Below are 18,299 nucleotides of genomic sequence, written 5' to 3'. Positions count from 1 at the left end.
TTATGATTTCAGTCTCGGATCAAGAGCATCCCGAAGCCCGTCCCCAAACAGGTTAAAGCCAAGTACGAGTATGGAAATGGCTAGCCCAGGGAAGAGGGCGATGTAAGGGGCTGTGAATAAAAAGTCTCTTCCACTGGAAAGCATCGTCCCCCATTCAGGCGAGGGAGGCTGTGCTCCTAATCCCAGGAAGGATAATCCTGCTGCTGAAAGGATGGCTGTAGCAAGTCGCAATGATCCTTGAATGATAATGGGAGATAAAATGTTCGGCAGGATGTGCCGGAAGATGATGATGAAATCATTGGCGCCGAGGGACCGGATGGCATCGATATACTCGAGCTTCTTCGTTTCGAGCGTGGATCCCCGTACGACTCTTGCAAATAAAGGAATGGAGAACACCCCGACGGCTATCATGACATTTAAAAGGCTCGGCCCCAGGGCAGAGATGATGGCAAGGGCCAATAGAATCCCAGGGAAAGCAAGCATGACATCCAGGATCCGGCTGATGAGGGTATCGATCCAACCTCCATAGAATCCGGAAATCAATCCCATGATGATGCCAAAGAATGCCCCGAATCCTACAGCTGCAAATCCAACTCCCATGGATAGGCGTGAGCCGTAGAGGATCCTTGCAAGAATATCCCTTCCTTTATCATCCGTTCCCATCCAATGGTCAGTCCCTGGTGGCTCGAGTTTATTGTCCAGTTGAATGGCATATGGATCATGGACGGAAAGGAAAGGAGCAAACAGAGCAATAAGAATATAGAAGAGTATGATCCCACCTCCAACGACAGCTGCCTTATTTTTCGAAAAGGTTTCCCAAAAAGGCTTGATCCTTTTTTCATAAAGGCCGGGTTTTGAATCAAGTATAGGTGATTGAAGTTCTTCCACTTTAATTTCGGTCGACATGGCTTTTCCTCCTTAATGAAATGGTGTGTGTAATTCAAAGATAGAGGATGAGGGTTGGAAAGGGAAGGTGATAAGATTGAATTGTCAAAATAGTTAAAAAGTTGGTAAAGATATTGAAAATCCTTTTCCTTATTCTTTTCTATAATGCAGATAGGCACCAACAATACGGAAAAGGGAGAGTGGAGGAATTGAAAGAAAAGAAGAAGTATCTTAGGGGGATCGCAGGACTATTGATTGTTATGATCATGCTCATCACCCAGGCATGTTCCACCAGTAATGTAGAAAGTGGAACGGCAAGTAAGCAAGGTGGAGGAACGGAAGGCGGGGTACTGAAAGTCGTCCGATTATCCGATGCCACCAATTTGGATCCTCATTTCATCACGGATATCCCATCAGCCAACGTTCTCTATCAAAAGGTATATGAAACCCTCGTGGCATTTGATAAGGATATGAACATTGTTCCGTCACTTGCGAAAAGCTGGGAGCAACCGGATGATTCAACGTGGGAATTCACATTGAATGAAGGAATCACATTCCATGACGGTTCTGCATTGAATGCGGAAGCGGTCAAAGTTACGTTCGATCGCTTATTGGATCCAAACACCGGGTCCCCACAAAAGGATAAGCTCGGTATGATCAAAGAAATCAATGTACTTGATGAAAATAAAGTGCAGTTTAAGCTTGATGCACCGTACGCTCCTTTATTATCGATCCTTGCAAGTAATGAAGGAAGCATCATGAGCCCGATAGCCATAAAGGAAAATCCTGATAGTCTGGCTAAGCACCCGGTCGGAACCGGTCCATTTGTCTTTGAATCCTGGAAGTCCGGCCAGTCTATTACCCTGTCAAAAAATGAAGGGTACTGGGGAGAAGAGCCTAAGATCGATGGAATTGAGTTTCAGGTCGTACCAGAAGATGCAACACGCTTAGCGATGATTGAAACCGGCGAAGCTCATATCAGTGATCAAGTCCCGGTGACGGAAATTGAGCGTATCGAAAGCTCTGACACATTGAATCTGTATCGAACAGAAGGCCTGGCCGTTGAATACGTCGGATTCAATACCCAGAAAAAGCCTTTCGACAATGTGAAAGTGAGACAAGCGATTTCCATGGCGGTTGAGCGAGAAGCCATCATCAAAGGCGTGTATAACGGTGTGGGTACATTGGCGAACGCTGCCATGAGTCCGAAAGTATTCGGACACAGCGACAACGTGAAACCATATGAGTATGATCCGAATGCCGCTAAGGAGCTATTGAAAGAAGCCGGATTTGAAAAAGGTCTTGAGTTGACGCTGATCACGAGTGACCGTAAAGAACGGATCAATATGGCGGAAGTCATTCAGTCCCAGCTGAAGGGGATCGGGATCAAAGTGAACATTCAGGTACTTGAGTATGGTGCATATATTGAAGCCGTCGACACCGGAGAACATGATATGTTCATCGGCGGATGGGGAAATGCAACAGGTGATGGAGACTACAATCAATATAACCTGTTCCATTCTTCTTCCCACGGGTCTCCAGGAAACCACTTCTATTATACAAACGAAAAAGTGGATGAGCTTATCGAGCAGGCAAGAAGAGAAGTAAGTCCGGAAGTAAGAAAAGATCTGTATGAAGAAGCCATGAACATTGAAATGGAAGAAGCGGTCTACATCCCGATCCGGAACTACGAGCATTTAGCAGTCTACAACAATGAAGTGAAAGATTTCTGGTTAAGTGCCGTCAACTACTTGATGGTGAATAATGCAACGATTGAATAGGGTCAGTCGGAGGGTAATCGCCGCCATCCGGTAATCCCACTACACACTAAAACTTGGAGGTTGAATTGATGAAATCGAAATGGATGAAAAATGTGAAAATGGAAACAGGATTTGAGAAAGAAAATGAAGTCGTAATCAAAACGCTGACGGAGAGTGCCCATGTCAAAATAGAAAATGGAAAGATTACGGCCATCACGCACGACGAGTCACAAATCGAAGCTGGAATCGAAGTCGTGGATGCACAAGGGAAGCTGCTTCTCCCCTCATTCCGTGAAATGCATATCCACATAGATAAAACCTATTACAGCGGACCATGGAAGGCATGCCGCCCAATCACAAAAGGAATTTTCACAAGAATTGAAGAGGAACAGGAACTGCTTCCAAAGCAATTGCCATACGCCCAGGACCGGGCGGAAAAGATGATCGAGCTTCTGCTTCAAAACGGCCACACCCACATCCGTACCCACTGCAATATCGAGCCGACTTCCGGTTTGAGGCATCTCGAAGTCACGGTCAACGCCTTAGAAAAGTATAAACAGCACCTTACCTATGACATTGTGGCGTTTCCTCAGCACGGGCTGTTGCGCAGCAACTCTGTGGAACTGATGCGGGAAGCCATGAAAAATGGTGCGACCCTTGTCGGCGGAGTCGATCCGGCAACAGTGGACCGTCATATTGATCGATCCCTCTATACGACCTTTGACATCGCAACGGAGCATAACGCCGGTGTTGATCTGCATCTTCATGATCCGGATACACTTGGAGCATTTACGTTTGAACGCATAGCTGATTTTACAAAAGAGGCGAACTTGAAAGGACGTGTCACGTTGAGCCACGCCATAGCCCTTGGTGACCTTGAGGGACAGGCTCTTACGGACATAATGGCCATTCTAAAAGATCAAGAGATGGATATTACGACCACGATTCCGATTAATCGTCCAACCATTCCTGTTCCGGTCCTGGATCAATACGGTCTTCAGGTGTCCGTGGGCCATGACAGCCTGACCGATCACTGGTCCCCATTTGGTACCGGGAATACGATCGAGAAGCTGAACATTCTTGCTGAACGGTTTCGATTGATTGATGAGTACTCTATCAACCGTACCTGGAAATACGCTTCCGGGGGGATCACTCCATTGAATGACGAAGGGAACCAGGTCTGGCCGCAAGTAGGAGACCGAGCAGACTTTGTCCTGGTGAATGCAAGCTGCACAGCCGAAGCAGTGGCAAGAAGAGCAGCGATTGATTCGGTTTATAAAAGTGGGGAGAAAATCAAACTTACTCAATCAGACTCAGTATTGATCAATAAATGATAGAGGGGAGACATTTCGATGATTTGGATGAAAAATGTGAAGCTTGAAGTCGGGAATACGGAACACGATGGAATGACGGAAACCAAAACGGCATTATTTCATCTCGGGATCAAAGAAGGGAAGATTGTTCAACGGCTGTCTCATACACAATCCATCCCTGATTCTGCTGAAGTGATTTATGATGTGAAAGGCCACCTGGCCATCCCGACCTTTCAAGAAATGCATAACCATTTGGACAAAACGTATTTGACGCTAGGATGGAAAGCAACGAAGCCGGTTAACAATCTGAAAGAAAGACTGCAATTTGAAGCAGAGGAGCTGAATGAACTCGCCCCGACGACCAAACAAAGGGCGATGAGGATGATAGACGAAATTCTTTCAAACGGGTCCACCCATATTCGTACCCATGTAAACATCGATCCGTACATCGGATTAAAGAACCTCGAAGGTGTCATCGAGGCATTGGAAGAATACAAGCATGCGGTCACGGCAGATATCATTGCCTTCCCGCAGCATGGATTATTAAGGGAAACTGTCCCGACATTGATGAAAGAGGCCATGAGAAGCGGTGCAACCATGGTAGGAGGACTGGACCCTGCCGGAATCGATCGCTCTATCGAAACATCACTCTATGAAACCATGAACATCGCAACGGAATTCAATGCAGATGTCGACATCCATCTCCATGACAGCGGCCATGTGGGAACCTACACGATCGAAAAGTGGATGGATATGGTGGAAGAATCCAATTGGCAGAACCGGACCGCCATCAGCCATGCCTTCTGTATCGGTGATGTTCCCGAAGTGAAACAGGCAGAATTGGCAGATCGATTAAGAGAAAACGGAGTGGCGATTATGTCCACCATTCCACTGACCAAGTCACTCCCACCTATCAGACTACTGGATGATCATGGTGTAAAGGTCCATCTTGGTTGTGATGGATTCTATGATTCTTGGAGCCCGTTGGGACACGGGGACGTGCTTGAGAAAGTGTATAAATACGGACAGGTGACTCGAAAAAGCGATGAAGTATCCTTGCGTGAAAGTCTGAAATGGATCACTGGAGGAAAAACGGCATTGACGAAAACGGGTGAATATAAGTGGCCGAAGGTGGAAGATGAGGCAAGCTTCATTTTCGTTGATGCCGTGTCCTCAGCCGAGGTAGTGGCCAGAAGACCGAAGCGTGTGGCCGTAATGAACAAAGGGAAAGTCGTCTATGGGTCTCTCTGGAGCACTCAAGAGCTGGTGAAATGAACGGAAGATTAACTGGAAAGCCCGTGTATCTATACATGGGCCTCCTTTTTTGTGTGATCTGCTGGGGGAGCAACTTCATCTTCGGAGCGATTCTAGTACACTACTTCAAGGCGATGGAAATCGCTTTTTTACGTCTTGTTTTTATTATCCTGTTTCTGTTGATAGGGTTTTATAAACCCATTAAACTCGCAGGTTCGGTAAAAACGGTGATCGTCCCGCTCCTTTTCATCGGCTTTATTGGTGTGACCTTGAATCATTGGAGCTTCTATGCAAGTTTGACCCAAGCCTCACCCGTAACAGCTGCCTTGATTCTGGCTACTGCACCCATTTGTACATCCCTTATTAATTCCCTTGTGTTCAAGGAACAAAAAAGCCCACTTTTCTGGATGTGGAGCCTGCTCAGTCTCGTTGGTGTATTTCTGGTCATCATGAAAAAAGGAACCATCATATTCGGTCCGGGAGAGGGCTATATCTTCCTTACAATGCTGACGTTTTCTGTGTACATGGTACTTGTGGAACGATATGCCAAACCCCTCTCTTCTATTCTATTGACCTTTTATTCAACTTTGGTGGGATTGATCTTGCTGACGACCTTTCTGCCATTCTCTGAAGTGTCTTTTCTTGGGGCGGTTCCATTCAGTATTTGGCTGCTGCTTTTCTTCACCGCCATCATCATGCACGGTGTATGCCCGCTGATTTGGAATCATTGTATTTCACACGTCGGTTCAACCAATACATCACTCCTATTGAATGTAGAACCGTTTGTAGCGATGGTAGTCGGATATATTGTGTTGAATGAGTCAGTGAGCGGTATGCAACTGGTTGGCGCCATGACGATATTATTAAGCGTGACGATGGCTCTGCATTCGAATCGGAGAACCCCCATGAATATCGACGGAAAAGATATGGAAAAAGAAATAGCCGAGCGATTAATCTGAGCCGGCTCAGTTCATAATCGCCGGCCATCCACACCCGCGGGTCGAACCCAACTCTGGAGCATGGTAGAATCGCTTGTTTTCTAAAGGATCCAGGGGACCTGTCCCCTGGATCCACTCATGAACCAACCGCTACCTGATTCCGCCCGTTCCGTTTAGCCGTATATAATTGTTCGTCTGCTAACTGAATCATCTCACCGATCGTGAGAAAGCTGAGGGGCTGGCTGCAGCAGAATCCGATACTCACCGTTAAGTAAATGGATGTGCCGTCATCTAGCTGTAAGCTCTCGTGCCGGAATGCTTCAAGTAACTGATTGGCCGTTTCAAGTGCCTGTTGTTCCTCAGCATTTTCTAAGAACACGATAAATTCTTCCCCGCCAAATCGTCCGACGATCCCTTTGTCATGGAAGACCTTCTTGATAAGGTCAGCGGCAAAGATGATCGCCTCGTCTCCGACTAAGTGGCCGTATTGATCATTGATTTTTTTAAAGTGGTCGATGTCGATCAATAACAGAGAGGCAGGTTCGGTTTCTGTAAACACTTCGTTTGCTTTCTCCAGAAAGTATTTCCGGTTAAACAGTTTCGTTAAGTGATCTTTCATGGCAGACTTTTTGAGGGTCTGGATCTTCTCTTTCTGATCGATTAAGGAAGTGAACTGCTCGATGAAAGCAGGGAGGAAGCTTTCCATGACCGTAAGATCGACTTCTTCCTGCGTGCTCCAGATGACGAAATGTCCAGTGTGTGATCCGCATGTAATGGGTACCGTGAACGTAGAACCGTCCAGAATATCTCCGTTCCCATTTTTGAGCGAAACATATTGCTTTATGTAGAAATCCTCCAGTTCTGCCGGCACGTTTACTTTTGACAGTACCTTCCCTTCCTTTGTGAGATAGAACCCCTTTTCAAAGTGGGACACATCCATTAAACAATGCAGCCCTTCCTCTGATAATCTTTCCAGACCCTCCACGGCAGACATCTGTTTAACGGCGTTTTGCAAAAGGGTTTGGACGTAGTACTTCTTCGTCTCGCGTTCTTTTTCTTTCCTCATCCGCTTGATCTGATCAGCGAGACCGAGGGAAAGAACCAGTACCTCGACGACGGCTCCGACCTTTGGTGCGAACAGCGACAGGTCCGTTAACGGAACGAGCTGATAGGCGGACAATAGGTTAAGAAGAACCCCGATAAAGAGCAGTGACCAGGCTGTAAGATAGAATCTGGCTTCTCTTGTCTTCAGCCTGACTGTCAAGGCGATGGCGATTAGAAACAATACGAATACCGTTGCCAAAACGGTACTGATCATGGTCATAGTACCGATGCTGACAAAGAAAGGGAGTACTAGGCAAAGGGCACAGACCTTATTGAAAATGGTGACAACCTTATGTAGAACCGGTGCATATTCTTTCAGATGAAGAAAATGTTTTGCAAACAAAAGGGCGAACAGTGATGTCCATATGATGAAAAAAGAATTGGATCTCAATGCCCACCACGGGAAGTCCCCCCATACAAACTGAAAGGCAAATCCATCCCAGATCGCCTGCATCATCGTAAATCCCGAAACAAACAATATGTAATAAAGATAACTTTTTTCCTTAAGAGATAGGAATAGGAAGGTGTTATATAGAATCATGGCAAGCATGATCCCGTAAAAAACGCCAAAGAACGATTGATTCATATAGTTGGCTTCCGAGAAGGCAATGGGATCCCAGAGCGACACGGGAGCCTGGAAGAAACTATCTGTTTCGATTTTTAAAAAATAGGTAGTGGATACGTTCGGTTTAAGATTCAGTGTCAAGACAAGGTTACGATGTTTATAGTCTCTCTTGTCAAAGGGATAGCGGTAACCCACTGTATCTTCTTTCAAGAGCCGATCATGTTCGAGGGAAAACAATGTGACCGAGCTTAGATGAGGTTTCTTGATTTCCAGGAGAAGATCCCGCTGCCGGCGTGTATCATTTTCAAGATTCACTTTCAGCCAGTAGACGGTATCTGATATGTCCCCGGAAGGATTCGATTTGGACAAAGGGACAAATTCGCCGCCCTTATTCAGGATCTGTTGATCGGATAGGTGATCCTGATCCAAATAGATTTCGAGTTGGTTAGTGAGATCCAATTCTTTGAGGGAATCCGGAATAGTGACCGACGCGTAAGCAGAAACGCCAGGTACGAATATGACAGAGAAAGCAAAGGTTATGAAAAGCAGGACCACGAATTTTTTCATAAAAAAGGCTCCTAAATTTACTTAATACTGTATGATTATAGCATAGACTCGTTATGATAAAATTGGAAAAAGGAGAAAAATAATGAAATCTGAAACCTTTAATACCCTTTACCCTGCACTTAAGACAGGGGACCTCATCCTTTTCAGCGGACAATATCAAATTAGTAAAATGGTGGAATCCTTGGAGCATAGTATGTGGTCTCACGTCGGAATGGTTTTTCGGCCGGATCCTAAAGGAGAAGTCTTCTTTTGGGAGTCCACTGCCTTAACAAATTTGGAAGACGAGTTCATGCATGACCACTTGACCGGTCCGAAAATCGTGAAACTTCTTGATCGACTTCAAACCTATGGTCAGGATGTTGTCCCATATAAGCCGCCAGCCTATGCCTGGAGAACTCTGACTCTTGATCGCCCCCTGGACCAACAGAAATTGGTCCGTTACATGAAAGAAGTCCATGGAATTCCCAACCCGACAGAATGGAACATGATTGAAGAGGTAATCGAAGGAAGGTTCTTCTCCATCCCTTCAAAGAGAAAAGACTATACGTGCAGTAAGTTGATTGGTGAAACGTATCAGGAACTCGGTATCGCGTCTTCCTCTATACCTCTGAATGGATTGATGCCGTCGGATTTTTCTTCGAAAGGAAAGCTGAAACTCTTGGAATGCGAATGGGGGGAAGAGGTGTTGATTGAGGTTGAGGTACCAGGTGTGACTCATACATAATAGAAATGAGAGGGGAGAGGACACCAACAGAAAAGATTCTGAGGAGTCTTTTTTTTGTTGAAGAATGTAATATATATATTTCATAATGACACATATATGTTACGATGAATGTTAGAGGGGTTGGATGTATATGGAAAACAAAGTAAAGGTTTCCCGTGTTGAAAAAAATTTAACCCAGCAACTGCTGGCAAATAAGGTGGGGGTCACCAGGCAGACGATTAGCCTAATCGAGAAAGGGGCATACAATCCATCCTTGAACTTATGTCTGGAAATTTGTTATGTCGTCGGAAAGACACTGGATGAAGTGTTTTGGATTGAAAAGGGGGAGGAGTAAGTTGAAGAAAATTACAGATGAACGACTCAAACTACAAAACTTAAAGAATATTAGAGTGTTGTTCCTGTTTCAAAGCGCAGGCATTATCGGGATCCTTGCCTATGACTTTATAACATCGGGGCTGGGATGACGGATAATCCTCTATGGTTCCTTTTTATTATGACAACTATTGTTTCAGCGTATCTGTCAATGAGCATCAGTACAGACTATGAAGCGGAGAAGGTCGATCCAAAAAAAGGTCTGGTGATTTCAATTGCAGTCGTGATCACTTTGGCGGTAGTGTTCGGGGGAGTCACCTCTTTACCGGAAACCACGGAAATAACAGATGGGTTAATAGTTGGTTTGGTCGTTCTAATCAGCGGGCTTGTGCCTGTCTTATATATCTATTCACTCAGGAAAAAGCGGAATGGGGAATAAGCAGAGGTCCGTTGAGGGACGGACCTTTGTTTAAGGGGTTGTTTTAATTTCCATTATCTAGTAAAGTGTATCTGTATTTAATTGCACCTTGTTTTTCCCTTAATATTTTTTTGAGTAACTAACTTGTTTTGCAATATAGTTGAGCTGCCTACTGGGAAGGGGGATCGATCATGTCATCCAGTCAATTATTAAAAGGGATTCTTGAAGGATGTCTGCTTTCCATCATTGCAAATGGCGAAGTGTATGGGTATGAAATGATGGAGAAACTTGAGGCCAATGGATTCAAAATGGTCAAAGAAGGAAGCATTTATCCTTTGCTCCTTCGTATGAAAAAAGATGGCCTTGTGATAGCCCGACAGAAAGAAATGCCTTCTGGGGGACCAAAACGGAAATATTATTATATCACTCCAAAAGGGGAAGGAGAGTTGGAAGACTTTAAACAAAGGTGGAGAGAAGTCTCTTTAAGCGTAAATCAACTACTGGAGGAGGAGTAAGGATGCAGTTATCTCATAAGAGCGAAGAGTTTTTAGGAAATCTGCGAATCTATCTGATTTCTAGCGGGAAAAACGAAAACGAAGTCGATGAGATCGTTGGAGAATTAGAAGACCATTTAGTCGAAGCAGAAAAGCATGGGAAGAGTGTAGAGGAGGTAACGGGTTTAACGCCAAAACAATACATGGACCAAATTTCTGCCGAGATGCCAATGGATTATAGAAATATCTTCAAGTATATCGTAATGGTATTACTTGGTGCCCTTTCTTTTATTGTTTTGAAGGATGCGTTAAGCCGGGATTTGGAGTACTCCTTATTTGTATTGATTGGATACCCAATTGTCATAATCGGATTTTTATTTTGCACGGCGACCGTCTTTAAATATGTTTCAAGTCATCAGGTTACTAAAAGGAAAGAATGGACGTTATTCTTGATTCTTGGAGGGGGGCCGGTCGCAATGTTAACGGGGTTGTTATTTCTTAGCCAAACCATAGTGGGACCGACAATAGAGCTAGAGGGAATAGGAAGACTTTTTGCTTTGGTTCTAGCGATCGTTGTCATCATTAGCGTGTCTTACTGGTCTAAAACCTGGATTATGATCGTATTGGCAGTCCTTCTCAATGTACCGGAAATGCTTATTCAAAATAGCTCCTTGACTGAAGAAACAAAACTCATCATGAGTGCCATTTCTCTTCCTGTACTTATAGGTGGGTACTTTGTCTTTCTTATAATAAAGGAGAAGCATTCACCGCCAATTAATAATTAGGTCAATCAGGACGGTACAACATGTACCGTCCTTATTGAATGGTGGTAAAAAAATTCGACAATCCGGCACGATTATGGATGAAACTGGCATGATTACTTCAAATCCAGCATGATTATCCTGAAACTGGCATGATTATTCGAAAACCCGCTTGATTGTCGTTCCAACCCGCACGATTACCAGGCGAGGTCATGTTCACTCTATGATTGGACCTCAAATTTGGCTTCCTCACCACTTAAAATTTCCGATTACAGTCAAAACAGGCAATCTTAGGTGTTTTTCCATCGATATAAGTTGTATGCCCCACACCATATCTCAAATCACCCACCGATATTCTCAAAATTATTCATCAACCGTTTTTATTACAGTCATCGTTAGTATAATCCCCGTTTCATTAGGACAATCTAAAGAGGAATTTTAAGGTTATTTCTTAACTATTTTTACTATTCCTATTCGATAATGGAGGCTTCCGCATGGTAGATAATCACAAAGCTAACTTAACTGCTTCAGAAATCGCTTCTCTATGGACAGCGTACATGAATAATAGCATGTCCTGTTGTTTTCTAATTCATTTTCTAAAAACGGTTGAAGATCAGAGAATCCATGCAGTAGTTGAAAGGGCTTTTTCCATCGCGGACAATGACCTCTCCACACTTAGAGAAATTTTTGAAAAAGAAGATTTGCCTGCACCCACTGGATTTTCTGAACAAGATGTAAATGTATCAGCACCCCGTTTATATTCAGATTCATTCATTCTCTTTTACATACACCAGATGGCTAAAGTTGGCATGCTCGGATACAGTGGGATGATATCCATGAGTGCAAGGAAAGATATTCGGACATATTTCAGAAATGGTCTTATAGCGGTTTCCGATTTATATGATCAAAGTATTGAACTGCTTTTAGAGATGGGATTATATACTCGTTCTCCGTATATTTCCTACCCGCAAGAAACGGATTTTGTGGACAGTAAAAAGTACTTAAGTGGTTTTAATCTATTTAGTAAACAGAGACCAGTGAATGCGATTGAAATTTCACATCTGCACATGAATATTCAAACCAACTTAATTGGATTAAAATTAGCTCTAAGTTTTGCTCAAATCTCACCAAGAAAAGAAATTCAAAAATATATGCTTAGAGGAAAAGAAATTTCAGAGAAGCACGTCAAGATTTTTTCTTCTGCATTATCAGAAAACAATGTTCAAGTGCCGATGTCTTCCGATATTGCCCTCACTGATTCAACGGTCTCCCCATTCTCAGATAAACTTATTATGTTTCATTTTACTTTGTTAGGTACGGCAGGGATCGGAAATTATGCAACAGCTGCCGCGGCAAGTCAAAGAAGTGATCTCGTCATCAATTATGAACGGCTTTCCTTAGAAATAGCTCAATATGCCAAAGATGGCGCGACAATCATGATAGATAATAATTGGCTTGAGCAGCCCCCAGGAATACTGGATAAAGAAACACTCGTTAAAAAGAAGCAGGAAGGAACTAACTGATTACCAATAGCCTCTCTTTTCTGAGTGAGGCACACATCCGGGAACTAAAAGAAAAGATTGTCTGATCTGGAATGTTTTGTAATAATGGTAGCGGGCAACGTTCTGTCGTAAAGGAATGGCTAAACCGCACCAACATCATTCCCGATTCATGACCGAAACCACTCCGCCTGTCGAGAATTCTCGCCAGGTTTTTTTGTTTTAAATGGATTAAATTGTAAAAAACCAAACTTTCTTCATTTAAGATACGTCCAATAAATAGAGATACATATAAAGCAGGTGAGTGTTTAAAAATGGAACAACGGACGAAATCCGAGAAAGACCGACTACTTGAGGAAGCCATGACAGAGTATGGAAATGATGTCTATTATGTTGTCTATTCCTATGTAAAGGAACATAGCCTGGCCGAGGATCTGACACAGGAGATCTTTATCAAGTTTTATCAAAAGATGGATACCTTTCGTGAGGATTCCAGTCTCAAAACATGGATCATCTCCGTCGCCATTAACCATTGCAAGGATTATTTAAGACGGTGGGATACGAGGATGGTCAGTATCTCCAGTAAGATCAATGATCTGGTCAAAGGGAAAATGGGGGCACCGGAACAGACTGTGATCAAAAATGAGCAGAATTCGGAGCTGATCCAAAGTGTCTTGTCCCTTCCCGTTAAATATCGGGAGGTTATCTTCTTATATTATTTTGAGGAAATGAAGTTATCCGAGATCGGTGCGAGCCTCGATATCAACACGAATACGGTGAAGACCCGACTGACAAGAGGCAAGGCATTACTCGGTTCCACGATTAAACGGAATGAGGTGTATAAGAATGGATGAACTGAAATCTTTACGTGGATTGATGAAAGATGAAACGTTCAAAGGCCGGGGTTTTACCAATAAGATGAGAGAGAACATCTTGAACGAAATCCATTCAAAGCAGCCCAAATCGTTTAGTTTTAATAAAAAACCGATTCTTGCACCTATCCTGTCTATGCTATTTTTCGCCGCCTGTCTTTCAATCTTTGTTTACTTCGGCGGAACACAGCTGGGCATCTTTGGGAACAATGCGAGCGCTCCGTTATATGAAGCAAACGACCGTCCGGAATTCCTGGGAAAAGAGTTCAAGTTTCCCACAAAAGTTCCTTTCAAAGTGGAAAATGTAAGCACGAAAACGGCAGATGGTCCCTATGGAAACGTACAAATCGTCACTCTCATGGGAAAAGAAAAACAGACGATCACGATGTCTTTTCAACTTCTTGAGCAAGGAACTGACCTGAACTTATCACAAGAATCTGTGAAAGTCGGTTCTTCTAAAGGGAGTTATACTGAATCAGAGGGTCCCTTAAAGGTAAGTGTGCTGACATGGATCGAAGGCAGAGCCATATATGAATTGAAATACATGCCGGCACGTTCCGGCGTCACTCTTTCCAAAGACGACATGATCAAAGTAGCGGAGTCCTTCCGTTAATGAAAAGGATGATGGCTTTCTGCGCCATCATCCTTTTCCAGTTAGTTCCCGTAAACAACATTCACGATTTTTCCGCTTTTGTCATAGGTGACCTTTTTCCACTGACTTCCGCCATTTGAGCTTTTATATAAGACAATCGTATAACTGCCCGAAGTACTCCGGGAGACCTCTTTCCAAGTGACGCCCCCTTGACCTCCGCCGTCCTCGATGACTTTCGTTCCATCATTTTTCGCCATCAATATAAACACCCCCCCTTTTGTTAGAGAATACCATTAATACATGCTAATCATACTATAAATCTACTCATTTAGAGTTTTGGCATATGCACAGTAATAGGGGAAAATGGCCTAGAAAGAATTCGATATCTCAAAGATCCTTTCAGGATATTAATATTTTAATAAAAGGATTGTTTAACAAACATTTTTTTGAAATAATTGGTATTGCAGAAAGTCTTGGTGGAGAGAACATGTGCGAAGGGTTCAATATAAATTCTGGCCGGTTTGCATAATACAAGATCATGATTAAGTGTTGCCATTAGGTAGACAGCATGATGATTTCAAGGGGTTCAGTCCTCCTGGGAGAAAAGGTGGGTAGAAGCGGCCATCAGAAGGCGATTCCCTTTTTGGATGAGGGACCTATGAGTTCCAAGTGTGGTGGGATGATGAACATGATCGGGAGGGGAACGTGATCTCCCAGGGCATGACATGGAGAATGGGAATCGTATGACTTCTGCAGAAAGGAAGTGGTGGATGATATGAGCAAAGAGAAACGTTCAAAACCAGGGAAATGGAGCGCGAAATATGGGAATTTAGTTGTTGGTTTCAGCTGCTTGATAAGTACCATTTCAAGTTGGGGAGAGAATTGGATCCTCACCGTTCTTTTAGGATTAGGCGCATTCATTTGTGGAACGATCGGTATTTTTGACCTTAAGCACAATATGAATGATTAGCTAAGAATAAACTGTATTGCCCGTCTAAACTAGATTTTTCGACAATCGGCTCATAAAATAAAATCGCGGATCATAAATCAAAAACGTGGCTCATAAGTGGTAGAATCCGGGTCATAACTTTGAAAAGTAGCTCATATGTCTTGAAATCTGGCTCATATCTAATGGGATAGGTACCGATCAGTAAAGCGGTAGACCTAGCTAATGCCCATTTCAATCAGAATCTAGTGAAATAGCTGGTTTCTGCACAAAATCCAGCTGGAAATTAGCGAAACAGAATACTTTTTGAAAAATATCATACGTTTCAACTAAACTACTTATTTACATAAATTATAAAAGGGAGATGAAACAACATGATTAGAAATAAAAAAGCACTCATCGCTTCAGCAGTGATTCTGGTGGTATGTATGTCATTGTATTTCCCTTTTCCTAATAATGAAATGATTTACGCGCGCTCAACGTTCATGACCTTTCCTATTACTGATCAAAATGGGAACAATGTGCTTGCGATCATTGGTGCCTTTCTGTTTGTTTTTGCTATCCTTTTTCTTGTGATTGGAATTTCCAAATACCACATCCGAACAGTAATCGTCGTGTTAATTGCCTATGCGCTATTACCACAGGGGCTTATAGCATTGTATCAGGAAACAATGGCGGATGGAATTGCTGCCATTTCGTACGATGGAAAAGGAACGTGTGATTTTGAACGGGAAGGTGAAGATGAATTAACAGGGGAATGCAACCTGCCTATAGTCAATCATAGCAGGGAAGCGGTGACATTTGAGCTCGAATTCCTGGATACCTTTTTCCCGGGAGATGGGACACGATACACTTCCCTCATGAATGTGAATGGCCCCTACAAGATCACGATTGAACCCAATCAAAAAAAATCCTTCAGGCTGAAAGAGTGGCTCGATGTATCAGATATTCCTCATCATATTGATAGTGGAGGCTTTATGGATGTTCACTTTAAGATTATGGATGGGGAGAGGGAACGGGTTTTGTGATGGGCAATGACTATAAAAAGCTGATGATTATAATTTATAGCATTCCATTTATCGTACTAACAACTAGATTATATTACGGTCATTTCCATAAATATCGAATCTGATTTTATTCCATATACAAAGAAGGATGTGCATGAACATGTTTAAAAAAAGCATCCAGCTGCCGCTGATCTATTTTCTCGTATCGACATTCTATCAATTCATAAAAAATGGGGAAATCAGATGGATGGAAAATGTAGCAGTCTTCTTTTTTATTTTCTTATTTGTCTGGTTTTCAAATTGGGCGGATGTACCCTATAAATGGAGAAAGGATCACACGAAATAGACATCATCGGGAGGGAGGATTGGCTGTTCTTTGGGCAAAAATAAGAAATCCGGACATTCTACCTTAAACGATTCCCTTTTGGAAATCAGAAGAGGCGGTATGAACCGCCCTTTCCGCCATTAGTCACGCATGGCTCCTGCTTCCCGGGAAGTCATGGCCCCTTGTCCTGCGGCTACATCTTTTTGAATTTGTTTTTTTACCTGTTGTGGGTCTGTCCCTGTTGTTATGGCTTTCGTATTATTCTGATTAGACTTTTTCATAAACATATCACCTCCATGTTTGTTTTAGGCTCTTAGTATGAGCCGTTCATGTGAGGGCTATGTTGACAGGATAAAATCCTCCCTTGTCCAAAAAAAGGAAGAGAGATATAATGAAGAAGAATTTTAAACAAAAAAGGAGGGAATATCATGCATACGTTCACTGTAGACATCAAAAAATATCAACTTTTAATGATGTCTATTATTGGAATTTCAGCCGTCCTCGGGATACGTCTGTCCTTTTTTAGCTGATCTTTCATAATGGTGAACGAACGTTTGATTTCCTAATATAGCGAGAGCCATGGGGAATGATTCCCTGTGGCTTTTTTTAATCCAGCTACGGTGGCCAGATGCTCGAGGTCATAAGATGAACATGGCAAAGAGGCTAAGAACTCTTTTCTGTCCGGTTCATCTTATGCAAGCCGCCTGCGCTTTTTAATGAGAGGACGAAATAAAATGATGAAAACAAAGAACAATATCTATCTGCTATATCTTTATCTCTTTTTTGCCCAACTGTTTTTCGATCGGGCGTTATGGGTCATCTATCTTGGCGACAAAGGGATGACATTAGGTGAAATCGGTTTGTTGGAGGCTCTTCTTCATTTGGCTATCGTCTTGTTCGAGGTACCGACGGGTATGATTGCCGATTTGTACGGGAGGAAGGTCAGTCTCGTAATCGGGAATGTGTTCAGTCTGCTTTACGGACTGTTCATGCTGATGAGCGGTACGTTTTCCATGTTCACCCTCGCCTTTTTATCTATGGGGCTCATGGTTACCCTCCATTCAGGAGCCGAGCAGGCATTTGCCTTTGACACGTTGAAAAATGATAAACGGGAAAAGGATTATACCCGGGTCATCGGGAGCATGACGGCAATATCCCTGCTTTCTTTGAGTTTGGCGAAATTCCTCGGCGGTTTCATGGCTGAAGTGAGCTGGGAGTGGGTGTATGGGGCCACGATTTTCACCCATGTTCTCGCGGTGATCCCGCTGCTCTTCATGAAAGAACCGGAACGGGAGAAGACAGAGGATATAGGTGGGCGATGGTATCATCAGTGGGTCCATCAATTCCGGTTAGGGGTCAATGTGTGGAGGAATAATCCGGTAATTCACGCGCCGGTTGTCCTATTCATTCTTGCGGGAGCTGTGATGGTGATCATGGTGTTCTACGGACAGGAGTACTTCGTGGAACTGGGCTATTCATCCATCGTCGTGGGGGCCGTGTTCACGCTTGAAGGGCTCCTCGGAGTCGTAATGGCAAAGGTTGCGTATAAAGTGGAGGAACGATTCAAATTCTTCAACATCCTGTATTACGGCTTAGGTCTTTTTCTTGTCTTTTTTGTCCTGTTCATCTTTGCAACGGACTGGGCAATCCTGCTGTCGTTTCTAATTCTTGCGCAACTGTTGAGCCTGTTTGAACCGATCTTCAGCTCGTTCGTGCAAAACTTTTTGAAAAGCAATATCAGATCGACTTTCCTTTCCTTGATTGGTTTGATGGAAAGCTTCGTGATCATGATCAGCTTCCCGGTGTTCGGGTATGCGATTGAACGGATAGGATTTACCGACGGATTTGCCTGGCTGCTTGTGATCTTCTCTGTGTTGGCAGGTGGGTATTTGGTTGGTCAGCGGGTTATGCAAGAGAAACGGTAAGAAGGAGCTTCCCACTTTTAGGTGGGGAGCTTTTTTAT

21 protein-coding genes are annotated in these 18,299 nt (G+C 43.4%); 17 read left to right on the top strand and 4 right to left on the bottom strand.

The features are described from left to right. Positions 1 to 906 carry an ABC transporter permease gene (locus tag BAA9072_RS01105; RefSeq protein WP_201712845.1) on the bottom strand — a complete coding sequence of 302 codons (906 nt, stop codon included), beginning with the start codon at positions 904 to 906 and terminating at the stop codon, positions 1 to 3. A gap of 239 nt (positions 907 to 1,145) precedes the next feature. Here BAA9072_RS01105 and BAA9072_RS01100 point away from each other — a divergent pair, with 239 nt between their 5' ends. From BAA9072_RS01100 to BAA9072_RS01085, 4 genes are all read left to right on the top strand, one after another. Then, positions 1,146 to 2,666: a glutathione ABC transporter substrate-binding protein gene (locus BAA9072_RS01100; protein WP_201713175.1), complete on the top strand. Its 1,521-nt coding sequence runs from the start codon at positions 1,146 to 1,148 to the stop codon at positions 2,664 to 2,666. A gap of 68 nt (positions 2,667 to 2,734) precedes the next feature. Further along, entirely contained in the window at positions 2,735 to 3,979 is a 1,245-nt protein-coding gene (locus tag BAA9072_RS01095) for an amidohydrolase family protein (RefSeq protein WP_201712844.1), read from the top strand. Positions 3,980 to 3,997: 18 nt separating this feature from the next. Further along, the gene (locus tag BAA9072_RS01090; protein WP_201712843.1) at positions 3,998 to 5,233 is read left to right on the top strand and encodes an amidohydrolase; all 1,236 of its coding nucleotides are present in this window, start codon (positions 3,998 to 4,000) and stop codon (positions 5,231 to 5,233) included. Then, positions 5,230 to 6,171, top strand: a complete 942-nt coding sequence (locus tag BAA9072_RS01085; RefSeq protein ID WP_201712842.1) for a DMT family transporter — start codon at positions 5,230 to 5,232, stop codon at positions 6,169 to 6,171. The genes BAA9072_RS01090 and BAA9072_RS01085 overlap by 4 nt, the downstream gene beginning before the upstream one ends. 115 nt (positions 6,172 to 6,286) lie before the next feature. On the opposite strand, the gene BAA9072_RS01080 is transcribed toward BAA9072_RS01085, so the two are convergent. Beyond that, positions 6,287 to 8,386 carry a sensor domain-containing diguanylate cyclase gene (locus BAA9072_RS01080; protein WP_201712841.1) on the bottom strand — a complete coding sequence of 700 codons (2,100 nt, stop codon included), beginning with the start codon at positions 8,384 to 8,386 and terminating at the stop codon, positions 6,287 to 6,289. An 82-nt stretch (positions 8,387 to 8,468) separates the two neighbouring features. On the opposite strand from BAA9072_RS01080, the gene BAA9072_RS01075 reads away from it, so the two are divergent. The 9 genes from BAA9072_RS01075 to BAA9072_RS01040 all read left to right on the top strand — a co-directional run bounded on the left by BAA9072_RS01075 (position 8,469) and on the right by BAA9072_RS01040 (position 14,079). Beyond that, positions 8,469 to 9,110 carry a C40 family peptidase gene (locus BAA9072_RS01075; protein WP_201712840.1) on the top strand — a complete coding sequence of 214 codons (642 nt, stop codon included), beginning with the start codon at positions 8,469 to 8,471 and terminating at the stop codon, positions 9,108 to 9,110. Positions 9,111 to 9,240: 130 nt separating this feature from the next. Continuing rightward, a complete protein-coding gene (locus BAA9072_RS01070) occupies positions 9,241 to 9,444 on the top strand; it encodes a helix-turn-helix transcriptional regulator (RefSeq protein WP_201712839.1) in 204 nt (67 codons plus the stop codon). A gap of 1 nt (position 9,445) precedes the next feature. Continuing rightward, positions 9,446 to 9,574, top strand: coding sequence for a hypothetical protein (locus tag BAA9072_RS24415; protein ID WP_269139891.1), 129 nt, complete (start codon positions 9,446 to 9,448; stop codon positions 9,572 to 9,574). 59 nt (positions 9,575 to 9,633) lie between these two features. Further along, on the top strand, positions 9,634 to 9,861 hold the full coding sequence (locus BAA9072_RS24110; protein WP_230980711.1) for a hypothetical protein: 228 nt from the start codon (positions 9,634 to 9,636) through the stop codon (positions 9,859 to 9,861). A 170-nt stretch (positions 9,862 to 10,031) separates the two neighbouring features. Next, positions 10,032 to 10,355, top strand: coding sequence for a PadR family transcriptional regulator (locus BAA9072_RS01060; RefSeq protein ID WP_201712838.1), 324 nt, complete (start codon positions 10,032 to 10,034; stop codon positions 10,353 to 10,355). 2 nt (positions 10,356 to 10,357) lie between these two features. After that, on the top strand, positions 10,358 to 11,119 hold the full coding sequence (locus BAA9072_RS01055; protein WP_201712837.1) for an HAAS domain-containing protein: 762 nt from the start codon (positions 10,358 to 10,360) through the stop codon (positions 11,117 to 11,119). Positions 11,120 to 11,589: 470 nt separating this feature from the next. Beyond that, the gene (locus BAA9072_RS01050; protein ID WP_201712836.1) at positions 11,590 to 12,618 is read left to right on the top strand and encodes a DUF3231 family protein; all 1,029 of its coding nucleotides are present in this window, start codon (positions 11,590 to 11,592) and stop codon (positions 12,616 to 12,618) included. Positions 12,619 to 12,908: 290 nt separating this feature from the next. Next, the gene (locus BAA9072_RS01045) at positions 12,909 to 13,448 is read left to right on the top strand and encodes a sigma-70 family RNA polymerase sigma factor (protein ID WP_201712835.1); all 540 of its coding nucleotides are present in this window, start codon (positions 12,909 to 12,911) and stop codon (positions 13,446 to 13,448) included. After that, entirely contained in the window at positions 13,441 to 14,079 is a 639-nt protein-coding gene (locus BAA9072_RS01040; RefSeq protein WP_201712834.1) for a hypothetical protein, read from the top strand. Before BAA9072_RS01045 ends, BAA9072_RS01040 begins: the two co-directional genes overlap by 8 nt. Before the next feature lie 41 nt (positions 14,080 to 14,120). Here BAA9072_RS01040 and BAA9072_RS01035 read toward each other — a convergent pair whose 3' ends face one another. Continuing rightward, a complete protein-coding gene (locus BAA9072_RS01035) occupies positions 14,121 to 14,318 on the bottom strand; it encodes a hypothetical protein (RefSeq protein ID WP_201712833.1) in 198 nt (65 codons plus the stop codon). 515 nt (positions 14,319 to 14,833) lie between these two features. On the opposite strand from BAA9072_RS01035, the gene BAA9072_RS01030 reads away from it, so the two are divergent. The 3 genes from BAA9072_RS01030 to BAA9072_RS01020 all read left to right on the top strand — a co-directional run bounded on the left by BAA9072_RS01030 (position 14,834) and on the right by BAA9072_RS01020 (position 16,357). Further along, positions 14,834 to 15,028 (top strand): hypothetical protein, encoded by a 195-nt coding sequence (locus tag BAA9072_RS01030; protein ID WP_201712832.1) that lies wholly within the window; start codon positions 14,834 to 14,836, stop codon positions 15,026 to 15,028. Between the two features lie 350 nt (positions 15,029 to 15,378). After that, positions 15,379 to 16,032, top strand: coding sequence for a hypothetical protein (locus tag BAA9072_RS01025; protein ID WP_201712831.1), 654 nt, complete (start codon positions 15,379 to 15,381; stop codon positions 16,030 to 16,032). Between the two features lie 139 nt (positions 16,033 to 16,171). Next, entirely contained in the window at positions 16,172 to 16,357 is a 186-nt protein-coding gene (locus tag BAA9072_RS01020; protein ID WP_201712830.1) for a hypothetical protein, read from the top strand. Between the two features lie 119 nt (positions 16,358 to 16,476). On the opposite strand, the gene BAA9072_RS01015 is transcribed toward BAA9072_RS01020, so the two are convergent. Continuing rightward, positions 16,477 to 16,617: a hypothetical protein gene (locus tag BAA9072_RS01015; RefSeq protein WP_201713209.1), complete on the bottom strand. Its 141-nt coding sequence runs from the start codon at positions 16,615 to 16,617 to the stop codon at positions 16,477 to 16,479. A 453-nt stretch (positions 16,618 to 17,070) separates the two neighbouring features. Between BAA9072_RS01015 and BAA9072_RS01010 the strand changes: the two genes are divergently transcribed. Continuing rightward, positions 17,071 to 18,261, top strand: coding sequence for an MFS transporter (locus tag BAA9072_RS01010; protein WP_201712829.1), 1,191 nt, complete (start codon positions 17,071 to 17,073; stop codon positions 18,259 to 18,261). The last annotated feature ends 38 nt before the right edge of the window (positions 18,262 to 18,299 follow it).

It is taken from the genome of Rossellomorea arthrocnemi (assembly GCF_904424705.1).
Classification (GTDB): Bacteria; Bacillota; Bacilli; order Bacillales; family Bacillaceae_B; genus Rossellomorea; species Rossellomorea arthrocnemi.
The sequence above is the reverse complement of the archived record's forward strand: the minus strand, read 5'-3'. Positions and strand labels throughout refer to the sequence as shown.

Bases quoted from the DNA above. Each gene is read 5' to 3' on its own strand.
- BAA9072_RS01045 (WP_201712835.1), top strand. From the start codon at position 12,909: ATGGAACAACGGACGAAATCCGAGAAAGACCGACTACTTGAGGAAGCC.
- BAA9072_RS01080 (WP_201712841.1), bottom strand. From the start codon at position 8,386: ATGAAAAAATTCGTGGTCCTGCTTTTCATAACCTTTGCTTTCTCTGTC.
- BAA9072_RS01050 (WP_201712836.1), top strand. From the start codon at position 11,590: ATGGTAGATAATCACAAAGCTAACTTAACTGCTTCAGAAATCGCTTCT.
- BAA9072_RS01085 (WP_201712842.1), top strand. From the start codon at position 5,230: ATGAACGGAAGATTAACTGGAAAGCCCGTGTATCTATACATGGGCCTC.
- BAA9072_RS01025 (WP_201712831.1), top strand. From the start codon at position 15,379: ATGATTAGAAATAAAAAAGCACTCATCGCTTCAGCAGTGATTCTGGTG.
- BAA9072_RS01030 (WP_201712832.1), top strand. From the start codon at position 14,834: ATGAGCAAAGAGAAACGTTCAAAACCAGGGAAATGGAGCGCGAAATAT.
- BAA9072_RS01100 (WP_201713175.1), top strand. From the start codon at position 1,146: ATGATCATGCTCATCACCCAGGCATGTTCCACCAGTAATGTAGAAAGT.
- BAA9072_RS01105 (WP_201712845.1), bottom strand. From the start codon at position 906: ATGTCGACCGAAATTAAAGTGGAAGAACTTCAATCACCTATACTTGAT.
- BAA9072_RS01060 (WP_201712838.1), top strand. From the start codon at position 10,032: ATGTCATCCAGTCAATTATTAAAAGGGATTCTTGAAGGATGTCTGCTT.
- BAA9072_RS01015 (WP_201713209.1), bottom strand. From the start codon at position 16,617: ATGAAAAAGTCTAATCAGAATAATACGAAAGCCATAACAACAGGGACA.
- BAA9072_RS01055 (WP_201712837.1), top strand. From the start codon at position 10,358: ATGCAGTTATCTCATAAGAGCGAAGAGTTTTTAGGAAATCTGCGAATC.
- BAA9072_RS01020 (WP_201712830.1), top strand. From the start codon at position 16,172: ATGTTTAAAAAAAGCATCCAGCTGCCGCTGATCTATTTTCTCGTATCG.
- BAA9072_RS01095 (WP_201712844.1), top strand. From the start codon at position 2,735: ATGAAATCGAAATGGATGAAAAATGTGAAAATGGAAACAGGATTTGAG.
- BAA9072_RS01040 (WP_201712834.1), top strand. From the start codon at position 13,441: ATGGATGAACTGAAATCTTTACGTGGATTGATGAAAGATGAAACGTTC.
- BAA9072_RS01090 (WP_201712843.1), top strand. From the start codon at position 3,998: ATGATTTGGATGAAAAATGTGAAGCTTGAAGTCGGGAATACGGAACAC.
- BAA9072_RS01075 (WP_201712840.1), top strand. From the start codon at position 8,469: ATGAAATCTGAAACCTTTAATACCCTTTACCCTGCACTTAAGACAGGG.
- BAA9072_RS01010 (WP_201712829.1), top strand. From the start codon at position 17,071: ATGATGAAAACAAAGAACAATATCTATCTGCTATATCTTTATCTCTTT.
- BAA9072_RS24110 (WP_230980711.1), top strand. From the start codon at position 9,634: ATGAGCATCAGTACAGACTATGAAGCGGAGAAGGTCGATCCAAAAAAA.
- BAA9072_RS01070 (WP_201712839.1), top strand. From the start codon at position 9,241: ATGGAAAACAAAGTAAAGGTTTCCCGTGTTGAAAAAAATTTAACCCAG.